General features: G+C 53.8%; 9 protein-coding genes. 4 read left to right on the forward strand and 5 right to left on the reverse strand.

Annotation, left to right across the window (positions count from 1 at the left end; translation table 11 throughout):
- Positions 1 to 298 precede the first annotated feature (298 nt).
- Entirely contained in the window at positions 299 to 1,192 is an 894-nt protein-coding gene (locus HACJB3_RS02690; RefSeq protein WP_008418212.1) for a glycosyltransferase, read from the forward strand.
- A gap of 2 nt (positions 1,193 to 1,194) precedes the next feature.
- Here HACJB3_RS02690 and HACJB3_RS20580 read toward each other — a convergent pair whose 3' ends face one another.
- The 5 genes from HACJB3_RS20580 to HACJB3_RS02715 form a co-directional block, all read right to left on the reverse strand.
- Positions 1,195 to 2,361, reverse strand: coding sequence for a hypothetical protein (locus tag HACJB3_RS20580; RefSeq protein WP_238532803.1), 1,167 nt, complete (start codon positions 2,359 to 2,361; stop codon positions 1,195 to 1,197).
- A 93-nt stretch (positions 2,362 to 2,454) separates the two neighbouring features.
- The gene (locus tag HACJB3_RS02700) at positions 2,455 to 3,474 is read right to left on the reverse strand and encodes a DUF354 domain-containing protein (protein ID WP_008418206.1); all 1,020 of its coding nucleotides are present in this window, start codon (positions 3,472 to 3,474) and stop codon (positions 2,455 to 2,457) included.
- Between the two features lie 10 nt (positions 3,475 to 3,484).
- On the reverse strand, positions 3,485 to 4,555 hold the full coding sequence (locus HACJB3_RS02705) for a glycosyltransferase family 2 protein (protein WP_008418205.1): 1,071 nt from the start codon (positions 4,553 to 4,555) through the stop codon (positions 3,485 to 3,487).
- A gap of 286 nt (positions 4,556 to 4,841) precedes the next feature.
- A complete protein-coding gene (locus tag HACJB3_RS02710; RefSeq protein WP_008418203.1) occupies positions 4,842 to 5,846 on the reverse strand; it encodes a DUF1616 domain-containing protein in 1,005 nt (334 codons plus the stop codon).
- A 177-nt stretch (positions 5,847 to 6,023) separates the two neighbouring features.
- Positions 6,024 to 8,063 (reverse strand): carboxypeptidase-like regulatory domain-containing protein, encoded by a 2,040-nt coding sequence (locus HACJB3_RS02715; protein ID WP_008418201.1) that lies wholly within the window; start codon positions 8,061 to 8,063, stop codon positions 6,024 to 6,026.
- 449 nt (positions 8,064 to 8,512) lie between these two features.
- Between HACJB3_RS02715 and HACJB3_RS02720 the strand changes: the two genes are divergently transcribed.
- From HACJB3_RS02720 to HACJB3_RS02730, 3 genes are read left to right on the forward strand one after another with little or no spacing between them, the layout of a single operon-like run.
- Positions 8,513 to 9,976 carry a DUF58 domain-containing protein gene (locus HACJB3_RS02720; RefSeq protein WP_008418199.1) on the forward strand — a complete coding sequence of 488 codons (1,464 nt, stop codon included), beginning with the start codon at positions 8,513 to 8,515 and terminating at the stop codon, positions 9,974 to 9,976.
- Positions 9,973 to 10,641 (forward strand): hypothetical protein, encoded by a 669-nt coding sequence (locus HACJB3_RS02725; RefSeq protein WP_008418195.1) that lies wholly within the window; start codon positions 9,973 to 9,975, stop codon positions 10,639 to 10,641. Before HACJB3_RS02720 ends, HACJB3_RS02725 begins: the two co-directional genes overlap by 4 nt.
- Positions 10,638 to 11,576: a hypothetical protein gene (locus HACJB3_RS02730; RefSeq protein WP_008418193.1), complete on the forward strand. Its 939-nt coding sequence runs from the start codon at positions 10,638 to 10,640 to the stop codon at positions 11,574 to 11,576. Before HACJB3_RS02725 ends, HACJB3_RS02730 begins: the two co-directional genes overlap by 4 nt.
- Positions 11,577 to 12,239: the final 663 nt, after the last annotated feature.

Below are 12,239 nucleotides of genomic sequence, written 5' to 3' on the forward strand. Positions count from 1 at the left end.
CATGAGTGAAACAGTTAATCCGAGTATTTACACAACAAAGATGAGTGTATCAACAACAAATACTGATTTTAGTATTGGATCACTCTCAGTAGGACTAGTGTTTCTACTAGATTCGTTAACTAGACGTAAAATTTTCGGGAAAATGCAAATTGAATCAGTAGTGTATTGGATAATAGTTTTCTCCTTCCTGATTAGATCTATCAATTACAACCAACTTTAATTGAGTCGTTATTATTTTATGTAATTAATGCAATAGAGATCGTTAGTTACTTTTGAATTCTCAAGACAGTATTACAATATGCCACAGCCATTCGTTTCCGTCATCATACCGGCCTACAATGGAGCAGAGCGACTCAAAAAAGTTCTGAATGCACTCCAAGGACAAACGTATCCCGACGACCGGTTCGAAGTACTCGTCGTGGACAATGGCTCGACGGATCGAACTCCAGAGGTAATTGCCCAATCACCGTTTCAGGGCTATGAAGAGACGGACGTACAGGGGCCGTATGCGGCCCGTAACACCGGAATAAAGCACTCAAAAGGGGAGATCATTGCACTTCTGGATGCGACCTGTATCCCGAACAGCGACTGGCTCGAGGCAGGAATCGAATGCTTCGGCGACAAGTCGATCGATCTCGTTGGCGGCCAAGTGACGTTCGACCTCGGCGACGATCCTTCTCCCGCCGAGATCTATGATTCGAAGGGTAACGTCCAGATGGAGCGGAACATCCGTGAGAGGAATGTAGCCAAGACAGGTAATCTGTTTTTTAGACGTGACGTATTCGAGACGATCGGACCATTTCCCCACGATCTTCGGTCGGGAGGCGACGTACTTTGGACTGGAAAAGCAACACGATCCGGATTTAATCTCGTATACTGCGCGGATGCGGAAGTCCACTACCCGGCCAAACAGTTCCATTCGTTGGTCCGCAAGCAGTACCGAGTCGGTAAAGGAAGACCGAACATTTGGGAGATAAACGGGAAAGAGCCGGTTGAAGCCGTCCTTTCCGGAGTACTCGCGTTCCCGATGAAGGTGATAAATACGTTCGGATCCGACAGTGGGAACTCCACGTCCGAGGCGAACGATGATGAAGCGGTATCACCGGCAGTGATTATGGTAGGTGCGATCTGCTATATCGCTCAACTTCTGGGAACTGCTGTTACACTGGTTTCAATAGCCCAAAAAGATTGACACTATCTGCTGATACGGTCAGTGACGATTGGACCACTGTCATCTTCCGACGTTAGTTCAATCTCGATGTTTGGAAGGTACGTCAACTCGTAGATCCGCGCAGCATGAGTAGCTGGATCCGGCGTTCCATTTATCAGCAGGTTTTCCTCAGAGTCGTAACAAAGATTCAGCTGTTTTTCGACCCAACGGCGCTGATCGTGCTGGTCACCACCGAACACTTCCAGAGCGTATGCGTTCTCAATCCCGGCTGGATTGTACGAATATCCATAGTCGTTATAGAATACTTTGAGCTGGTATTTCAGGTTCGAGATGAGATCAATCGTTCTTTGGAGCATCGCAGAGTCCCACACGGAAGCGGTAGGATATTGTTCTGCGAGCATAGCGAGTGCGTGGAGGTTAAATGAGTGATAGCCCCACGCCTTCTCAAACAGGTCGTTACGGCGGATCGTATCGACAGTAGAGAGACCGTGCAATGCTGACGGTGCAAGTAACCAATAGCGTTCCGGTGATTTCAGATAAGAAGCATATTCGGAGATGGTGAATGCTGGATGTAACGGATGTCGGATCAGGCCTTCGGAGTTTACGTCTGTAAGTTGTTCAAGGCGTTCAATGAATCGTTCAACCTGTTTACCCACTTTAGGGGCACCAGCATTCGCAAGTAGGGCACCTGCGGCGGCGAACCAGAGCTGGTGGTTATACGTCAGATCGAATCGCTTCGTTTCACCAGTAGGCTCGACAGTTCTCCAGAGAGCTACATCATGATAAAACGGATGAGTCATAAAAACGTCTTCTGCAACTGCAAGTGCGCGATCGGTTCTGATCCCGTGATTTGCTGCGGCAACTAAACCTTCGATTGCCCATGCCTGGCCGATAAGGCCATTGCACGAATCTTTTCCATCGACATTCCGACAGTGATACGTATATCCATGTGGGCGTACGTCCTCAGATAATAGATAATCAACTGTATCAACGATAGCATCACGAAATACATCCTTTCCGGTAAGATCGTAGGCCTTTGAGAAGGTTACCAACCAGTGAGCGGTATTCCTCACAGGTGTTTCAGGATCATGATACGGTCCGTTATGGCCTGCCGGCGCAGCACCCTCCTTGTTCAGTAGTGAAACGCCCTCGTGTGCGGTTTTGATGATCAGATCGTATGTTCTAGTCATGATGGTGAGCTTTCGACGGTAAGTAGCCGTCTATGTTGAAGATAGTGAGCTTTTACTGAAATTCTATCTACAATATATTATACATTCGGTTCGTTATGTGGTGCTCTGTTCGAGGATGAGGTTAGTCGTATCTATTTTCTCGTCGAGTATAGTGTCTCGGCGCTGTTCCCAACGATCGGTACTCGGTTGCTGCAGGAGTTCGATCGCTTTTTCTATTCCTCTGACATGTCGATCATTGTCCGAATAGGTAAACACCATTCCGTATTTGTCCTCTAATTCGTCGGTATATCCCCGCCTTGTAGAAGAGACAAAAATAGCTGGTGTCCCAAGCACAGCACTTTCAGTCGCCATCGTGGCACTCTCTCCAACGAAGAGGTCCGCGTAGTAGAGGACGTGATGAATCTTCTCGGGAGGGATATCAATCTTGTACGAATCCAGCTCGTCAGCAATACCGTTCTCGGCAGTGATCAACACGCGAGCACCGGTGGCCTCCAGTTTATCTACTACTTCTTTTGGATCCGAGAAACCACCATGCCCGACGTCATGGGCAGCATTCCACGCTACGAGTCGTAAAACGACGAACTTCTCGTCGGGATCGATCTCGAGCTCCTCGACGACGGAGGGATCCGGAGTGAACCGGTCGGGATGGAGATACGCCAACTCGTGATATCCGGGATAGCGGACCTGCTTCGGACCGATATCACCTTGATAGCATTCCGGTGTATAGATGCGATCAGCAAGGGGAAAGGCGAGTTTGTTCTGCAGCGTTCCGATCTCGGTATCGGTAAAGATTAGGCTACGGGCTCCAACTAATTTGGCGACGTGAGCAACTGCTGGCTCACCCATGGCGACTATTACGTCGGGTTTGATCCGCCACGCTTCCCACGCCAATCGAAGTTCGTATTTCGCCTGCACGAGGGCCAGTTTGCTCAAACGATCAGCATCGCCAGCAAGGACGGTGTGGTCTATGTCGTATGCTTCAAGCAGATCGATCGCGATGTCCTTGTTGCGTGCATAGACGTGGACCTGGTGGCCGTCTTCCTTGAGCTTCTGGATCGCGTTTCGAAACAGGTGGACGTGTGCCGGATGCTGGATCGTGAAGATGATCTTCATGTACTCATTCCTATTCGTGTATCTGGACTTCTCGACTCTCGTTGGCCTGCATGTCGAACAGCATCGCGAACATCAGGAACATACTCCCCATCGTGAATATCATCAGACTCAACGAAGACCGAACGAAAAAGGATTCCGTTCCAAAGAGGCCCACGTACGCTGACCACCCACCGCCGATGATTCCGAGCCCGACCATCGCAGCGCCGAAGTAATAAAACAACGCGAGCGGATGGAAGTCCAACACCAAGTATCGCGTCTTCAATCGCCACAAGAAGTTCTGCAGGAGCATCCCCGAGACCTTTCGGATGTACTCAGGATAATTAATAGAACTCTCTTCGTCACCGTAGATCGCGGGCATCGCGACATCGGCGACCCGCATTCCTTTCGCGTTCAACTTTACCAGCAGATCGTTACAGTAACCGTAATACTCGTACATCTCCTCAACCCCGGCATTGTCGAGCGCCCGATAATTGATTGCCGTATAGCCGTTCTGGGGGTCCATCGTTTTCCAGTAGCCACTGGCAATCTTCGTGAGAAACGTCAAAATCGAGTTCCCAAAGAAGCGCCACTTGGGCATACTCATCCGATAGTTCCGGTATAACAATCGGTTGCCCTTCGCGTAGTCAGCCTCACCTTCAACAATCGGATCGAGCAGCTTCGTCATCTGGCTCAGATCCATCTGGCCATCGCCGTCGACAGTCACCGTCACATCGATCTCGTCGCGAAGTGTCGCTAAATACCCGGTCTTAATTGCCCCACCAGCACCCAAGTTCTCTCGGTGCTGAATCGGGACAACTCGTCCCTTAGTATTGTGAACCTGAGCACGCTGCTCAAGCATCGACAGTGCACCACCGTCGGTTGCGATCGCTTCAGCTTCCTCAACCTTCGACGACATCTCCGCCTCAACTGGAGCGTCATCGCGAGCAGCAGCTTGAATCTCGTCCCACGTACCGTCAGTCGAACAGTCATCAATGGTGTAGATCCAATCGACGAATTCAGGCATTCCTCGGATAACATCCCCGATGAATCCTTCTTCGTTGTACGCAGGGACGATTACACCAATCGTATGCTCACGATACATAGATCGATCCTCCGTAGGAAATAGGATCCGATTCATTGATTGGAGGGGACCTGTTCATAGGTATGTTTGAATTATTATCTGACATTTGTAGACCCTATTTCTATGATAGCTACGTTGCAATAGTACATATATGTGTCCATACATCATCACATAATATCTAATCAAATTGACTATCTTATGTATCGATAGTGAACAAATTCTCACTACTATTTTTGGCAATATAGCTATCACGATTACATTATTCTGGATGGAGAATCTCGCCAGCAGTACCCTTCCTGCGAGCGAGTTACGCCACGTTAACCCAGAGGTGAGTCTCCCGATAGGCGTTCTCCCGAGTCGGCTCAGCGGGCACCTCACCATCGTAAAGCAGGAACGTCAGACGAAGATCCTCGCCTCTCATCGTTGGTGTGACTGGATACTCCTCCTGCCAGGTCTCATTGTGCTCAAGCGTTGTACCGACTTGATCGAGCTCGTCACGCTCAACGACTGTTGATTGATTACCTTCACCTTCGACTCGCTGGAGTTGCACCACTACTGTGTAATCAACACTCTCGTACTCGTTGTTCTCGATTCCGAGAGTCAACGGCTGAGATTCACCCTGAACGAACTCTTGAGGGTAGTCCGATGCAACAAGCTCGCCCTCCTCGTTCTCAGTAAGTAAGTAGAACTCCGAGAACTGCTCGCCCTGCTGCGGCGAAGCAATCGCGAATCCAACACTCCCAACGGCAAGCATAATTGACAGGGCAAGCGCAACAGTCAGTGCCGCATCAATTCGATCAGTAGGGTCGAATAGTTCTGTACGCCCTGCGACAACCCACTCTCGATACGGTACAGAAAATCGCTCCTCAGGGGGTAGTTCCCATCGGCGGACTGCTGCAATAATCGTACACACGATCGTAGCCCCACTCACGGTTAGCATGATCGGCGCCAGCTGGATTCCCCAGGGAGTGAAGTTCAAGATGAGACCCAACAAGGGAACGATCGCAATACTCAGTCCAAATGCAAGCGCGATCCGCTCAATCGGATCGATGTCACCAGCTGTAGATACTTCTTCCTCAGTATTAGCAACTGACTCACCGTGCTCGGGGAACAATGCAGCAACAAAGACGTACCCTGGAATGAAGAGAACGAACGGCAGCCCGACGACGATCCGAAGCGGCGTCTCTCGAACGCCAGGCAGGAAGACGGCCAACACAGTAAGAAGGGTAAAGATCAGTACAGAGACGAGGTCAGCTGGAAAGCGCCGTACCGCTGGTGGGAGTAACAACCACCAATCACGTTCGGAAGACATAATCTATGGTTCTGTACCAGGGGTAAAAAACTAGTCGACTGATGGCAAGTATACTGTACTCAGTGGGAAACACAACTACCGTTTACGTTCCGCTGTTTATGTTTGCCAAGGGAACTACCTCGGTAGGCCAGCCACACTACTACCTGCTCACTCGAAACTCTCCCTACCCAGAGACACTCATGAGGAGGGCGGCCGAGTATTCCCAATTAAATGGTTTGCAGCCGTAATAACACTTGAGGCGGCATTATCGGGGATTGAATCAGACGCGAATGTCGCTCGCTCGAACTGTTCCGTGATCGAGAGGAGCGTATTGCGCTGGGCGTCATCGAGATCCGAAGCGGTCTCATTATAGAATTCCCAGTGGGTCCAGCCGGGGGCAGCATTCGCCCTCAGATGGTTACGGACGGCTGTGTACGCTAGTGTGATCGCACGATCGGTATCACCGTTTTGATGGCATTTACGTGCCAATCCTATCAATATGTGAGCCGGCACATGAGGTGTTTCTGCATCTGCTCCATCCGCTTCGGAGCCTGCATAACTACCCAACGCGTATGACAGCGGATCACCTCCTGTAGTTTGCTGACGGCGTCGATAGACCCAGCCAACAACACCTAACCCGAGCGCAACCAGAATCGTGCCCGGTAACCAGACAGCATCGAGGATCGACTGTGTGACTGGCAGCCCTGTGACGGTGTCGCTTCCCTGTGAATCAGCGAGGTTTGTCCCCGCGCTATCATAGACTGCCGTAATCTCCGCGGACTGACCTGCAAGAGCGGGCGGCGTGACCGTCCCTTGGTACTCGCCAGTTCGATCGGTCTCCAGTGTCCCCACCGTTGATCCGCCAACGAGAATACGGACCGATTCAGCCGGCAGCGCTCGGCCGTCGGCCGTTGCAAGCCGCCCGGAGACGGCGACCCGATCGTCGTCAGTCTTCGCCGCCGTCATGGTGGTCTGTGTTTCGGTCTCCTCGACGGTCATCGGCGCGGCCGTCTCCGCACTCGTCAGGGCTTGCCCTTCGAGTGGCAGTTCCGCACGAAGGGTTCCCTCACCGGCCGGGATCGTTGCTGGAGTCGTGGTACTAAGCTCGAATGCGCCCTCACTGTCCGTTTGGACTTCGCCGAGTCGCTGATCGCCTAACGAGACGACAACCGGAACGCTCCCGGCACCCTCACCATCGCTTCCTGTGACTGTACCAGTGACTGTCAGCTCGTCCCCGAAGGCAACCGGATCGCTGACCGACTCGATGATTACTATGGGCTGGGATTCTTCGACCGTCACCGGGACTGTCGTGCTGGCGTCAGCATACTCGGAACCAGCGTCGGGTTCGTACGTGATCTCAAGGGATTCCGTATCAGTCGAAAGCACGGTCGGGCGATAGACGAGCGTGAACTCACCATCCGCGTCGGTCGTCGTCGTCACCGTCCGATCATTGATGACAAAGGACACCTCTTCGGAAGCGATCGGATTACCGTCCTCATCAGTGAGCGTTCCACTGGCTACGAGTGGCTCTTCAAAGGAGATCGGGCCGGATGGTGGTTCGATCTCGAGAACGGTTCCGACGAACTCCAGTTCTTGGACTTCCTGTTGTTGGGCTTCGATCGACTCGCGTTCGCTCGCGACGTTTTGCCGTTCCTCGCTTAGATCCTGACTGGATGATTCGCTGATGTTCGCGTAGTTCTCTTCGAGGGCAGTTCCGCTCTCTTCGGTCTCTTCAGAGATCCGTTGGAGTTCGCGTGCGAGTTCACGGGCCCGTTCATCATCGCCACTGTCGACCGCTTCCTGGTACTCGTTGTAGGTCGCCTCGTACTCTTCGGCCGAATCAGCGAACTCGCGTTGGTTCTCTGCTGCGGTTTCGAACTGACGGACCGTTTCATCGTCGGCCCCACTATCGCTCTCCTCAGCAAGCTCGACATATCTACTGAGTTGCTCGTTGTAATCATCGCCGACCGTTTCTCGGGCCAATTCATACTCACCTTCACTGAGCGCAACCGATCCCTCGCCCAATGACGCAGCGAGTTCCGCAGACAGTCGTTGCTGAATGCCATCCAGATTGCCGTCTTCATCGACGTTATTGGGGTCTTGATGGCGAGGCGTTTCCGTCGTATTATTCGTTGCGCCGGAGTCCGGTGGTGATTGCTGAAAAGCACTGTCGGGCGCTGATTGAGCACCGACGACACCGAAACCACCGACGAGTGATAGACAGAGTAGCGCAGCCACGATGAGAACACGGAATCGGTGGTGAAATCGACTGGCCGGGGACACGTTATCACAATACTACACAGTCGCTCATTAAAATACTGTTCGGAAAGGAGTCAATTATAACTCATATTAGCGATGTCACAGAGATCGTGTTGGGTGGCAATCTGACGAGCAACTAAGTCTGGACCGTATCCACCGATAGAGGAAGTATACGAGTTGCTTGTTTGATCCGAACTGGCGACGGCAAAAGTGAATTGGAGAGTACATACCGGTCGAACAAGTGAAAATATCTCTCATCTAATTAATCATACCGATTTTGAATGGGCCACCGATCCTCCAGTCACAAAACGCACGCCGTTGACCGATGCTCCAATAGATTGCAGCGATGACAACTACCTACCGAGTACGTCAGAATTCTCTCAGCAGAGTAGGTAGTTTCAATTACCCGGATGAATAGTATAGAATTAATGCATGCTACACGCCGCTTTTGGACCACGATCGGACTGGTCGTCGTCCTCACGGCGGGGGCTGTCCTAACCGCCCGCCCACTTCTGGGTGCAGGGGCGGCGCTTATCGGCGCAACACTCCTCGCCCACCAGTCTGTCTTCGCGCACACGCTCGCGCGAACCGTCGAGGGGCTTGCAGTCGAGATATTCATCGAACAGGAATCGGTTCTCACTGACGAGACGACGACACTCGTTCTCCGGGTTGCCGACCAAGCGGGCTCGCCGCTGGCGCTCGCCGTTGAGGCACAACCACCTGTCGGCGCTCGCCTCATCGGGGGCACACGAGACGTCTCTCTCAGCGCCAGTGAGACCGACCGCGAGGCCCAATCCGAGTTCGAGCTAGCTTGGCCCGTCACAGGGACCTTCGAATTCGACCAGCCCCGATTGGCGGTCGCCGATCGGTACGGGCTCTTCGAGGAGGAACTGCCGGTCGACGCTCATTACTCACCGACAGTCACCGTCGAGCCCCGCCGGCCACAGGAGATGCACGTCGGCAGCGGTGGCGAGCGCATCGGGGCTGCCTACGGCGAACACGAAGCCGTCGCGATCGGATCGGGGCTCGAACCCGACGTTCTTCGGGAGTATACCGCGGAGGATTCCGCCGCCCGAATCGACTGGAAGACGACAGCCCGCATGGACAGCGCCTATGTCCGGGAGTACGAGACCGATACCGATCGCGAGACGGTCATTCTAATGGATACTCGAGCGTCAATGACTGCGGGTCCGCCGGGGGAGACGAAACTCGACTACGCTCGCCAGGTCGGCATCGCATTGGCCGACAACGCACACGAGTTCAACGACCCCCTGGGCCTCTACGTCGTCACTGATGAAGGGCTGGCCACCCGGTTCAAACCGGTCGCACAACGCCACCAGTACGTTACGATCAAAGAGCGGATCCGGGCTCTCGAGGGCGGTACCGAGACCGACTCGACGCCGCAGGGACGGACACAAGCGGCGACGCGTCGTATGAGTAGCCAGCTCACTGATCAGTCGTCGTTCGCACGCCAACTCCGCCCGTTTCTCGATGAACAGACGACCCAGATTCAACAGATCGACCGCGACCCGCTGATCCGAACCGTTCGATCACACATCCGGCCGCTCCAGGGGGCGATCTGGACGGCCATTGTCACCGACGATACGAATCGGGCCGAGCTTCAGGAGGCGATCAGCCTCGCACGCCGTGGAAACGATCATGTTATGGTGTTTCTGGCACCCTCGATACTGTTCGAATCGGGCGGGCTCTCGGACGTTGCGGGAGCCTATGACCGCTATCGTGAGTTCGAGGAGTTCCGCCGGCAGCTGGCCCGTATGCGCCGCGTCACGGTGTTCGAGATGGGGCCTGGGGACCGCCTCGACACGATCCTCACCTCCGGTGCGCGTCTCTATCGTAACCGAACACGACAGACCCAGTCTTCGACGCCATGAGTACTGATCCCACCACTACCGACTCCGATACTGCGGCCGATGAAGCGGCAACTGAACGCGAACCCGAGAACGACGACACCACTACGGAGGCGACAGCGACTACTGACGACCCGAATCGTGAATCGGAGCTCTCTGTGCCATCGGTCTCCACACAGCAGCCACAGGAGATCCAGTTGATCGGGCTCCTCGGGCTCGCGATCGTTGCCGCGGGGTTCTGGTTGCTCGCCGAGTGGATCGGGCTCCTCGGCGTTGCTGGAATCGCCCTCACATGGTATGGTCTCTCGAGTCCGTATGCAGTCGCGATCGGCCACGCTATGTTCCTGCCAGTGGCGTCCAGGTCCTTGACCGTGGAACCAGCAGTGCTCGTTGCTGAAGTCGGGCTGATAACCCTCCTTCTTGCGCCCGCGATCGACACCGGCGCCACCGAACGGTTCATCGGTGCGTTCCTGGTGAGTCTGCTCGGTTTAGGCGGGCTTGCGGCAGGCGCCTATTGGTGGAGCGACCGCCTGTGGATCGGCGCGGCCGTCCTCATCGGCGCCCTCGGAGTGGCCGGCTACGGTCTCTACCGGTACGAACAGGTCTCTCTGGGACTCATCGGTACTGAAACCGAGTCCGAGGCTGGGCAGATCGGCAACGAGAGCGCGACTACGGAGGATCCCATATGAGCCAACAACAATCACAGCCACAATCGACTTCGGATACGAATACGAGTACGACCGCCGACGCCGGCGCCGGCGAAGGAGCGGACGGCAACACGGATCTCAACGAGCGCACGACACTCGCCGCTCAGGTCGAACTCCTGCAAGAGGAAAACCAGCGCCTTCGACGAGCGTTCTCGCATGCCCGTCGGACCGACTACCGCCGATCTGCGACCGGCCTCGCGATCCTGGGCGTGCTTGCGATCGTGGGGGCCATCCTGTTTTCAACGGTTCGGACCGTGCTCCTGGCGCTTGGTGCGACGGGACTGTTCGCGGCAGTCCTTTCGTACTATCTGACCCCCGAACGGTTCGTTTCGGCGGCCGTCGGAGAATACGTCTATGCAGCAAGCGTCACGAACTACGACCGGCTGCTCACCGAACTCGGGCTCCAAGACACGCGGCTGTACGTTCCGACGGCGCACGCGGGCGCCAATGCGAGCCAGCAGTCCGCACGACTGTTCGTCCCTGAACACCAGGAGTATACAGTCCCAGCCCGAGACGACCTCAATTCATTGTTGGTGATCACTGACAATCTCCAGGAACGTGGAGCGGCCTTCGAGCCAACCGGGATGGAGCTCTTCCGTGAGGCGCGTCAAACTATCACGGGTGACGTCGCGGACGAACCGGATTCGCTCTGTTCGCAACTCGCTGATGCAGCCGTCGACGTTTTCGAACTCGCGGACAGTGCAACAACCGAAGTCGACGCCACCGAAGGGCGAGCCTCGATCGGAATCAGCGGCAGTGCCTACGGAGCGATCGATCGATTCGACCACCCAGTGGCCTCCTTGTTCGGAACTGGGTTCGCACTGGGCCTCGAAACCCCTGTCACAGTGGAGGTGACGACCGGCGACGATCGATCGGACTACCTCGTTACGTGTCGGTGGGAGGTCGAAGAACAGTAACCGATCGTCGTCTCTTCCTGCCTCAGGCTCAATAGTACACTACAATTCGAGGATACCCAATGTGGGAAACAATGCAAATCCCATTAGAGCAATCGCAAGCTCTTCTACTCCGAGATAGAGCGTGCCTACTGCCGATCCAAATATATCAAATCCAAATTGGAAAAATAAAAACTCAAAGAAAATAATCGCAACTATAACTCCGAACGTAGCTAATACCCATTGTTGCGGCCTTCGTAGCATCTTCTGAGATAGATCAAACCATTTCGACTTCTACTTTTCCATTATTGCTTTACTATTGTTTACTACTTCAAGGTTATATGTTTAGGACTCGATTGTGAATAAATATTCTAAAAATGATATAAAGGCCGCAATCCTGATAGTACGCAGCGAATGAGCGCGTCCTGATAGAACCGCATACAGAAAGACGATATAGCAGATGTTATATGGTAAATAATTAAGAAGTAGTGTCGAGTATGATCTACTACGGATCACGGAGGTGATGAAAATACATAGGTACAGAAAATACAACGGACACATACTTTGTGTCAGAGGGAAGCCACAAGAAGAGTGAAATGGGAGAACTAATAGAACGCATCTCCCTGCGAGGGTTTCACTGCCCTATCTCTCCCTTCGAGAGTGCTTCCACTGTCTGTGTTTTCAGCA

The organism is Halalkalicoccus jeotgali B3 (assembly GCF_000196895.1).
GTDB lineage: Archaea > Halobacteriota > Halobacteria > Halobacteriales > Halalkalicoccaceae > Halalkalicoccus > Halalkalicoccus jeotgali.

Excerpts from the sequence above, each read along its gene's own strand:
- HACJB3_RS02690 (WP_008418212.1), top strand. The coding sequence starts at position 299 with ATGCCACAGCCATTCGTTTCCGTCATCATACCGGCCTACAATGGAGCA.
- HACJB3_RS20580 (WP_238532803.1), bottom strand. The coding sequence starts at position 2,361 with ATGACTAGAACATACGATCTGATCATCAAAACCGCACACGAGGGCGTT.
- HACJB3_RS02700 (WP_008418206.1), bottom strand. The coding sequence starts at position 3,474 with ATGAAGATCATCTTCACGATCCAGCATCCGGCACACGTCCACCTGTTT.
- HACJB3_RS02705 (WP_008418205.1), bottom strand. The coding sequence starts at position 4,555 with ATGTATCGTGAGCATACGATTGGTGTAATCGTCCCTGCGTACAACGAA.
- HACJB3_RS02710 (WP_008418203.1), bottom strand. The coding sequence starts at position 5,846 with ATGTCTTCCGAACGTGATTGGTGGTTGTTACTCCCACCAGCGGTACGG.
- HACJB3_RS02720 (WP_008418199.1), top strand. The coding sequence starts at position 8,513 with ATGCATGCTACACGCCGCTTTTGGACCACGATCGGACTGGTCGTCGTC.
- HACJB3_RS02725 (WP_008418195.1), top strand. The coding sequence starts at position 9,973 with ATGAGTACTGATCCCACCACTACCGACTCCGATACTGCGGCCGATGAA.
- HACJB3_RS02730 (WP_008418193.1), top strand. The coding sequence starts at position 10,638 with ATGAGCCAACAACAATCACAGCCACAATCGACTTCGGATACGAATACG.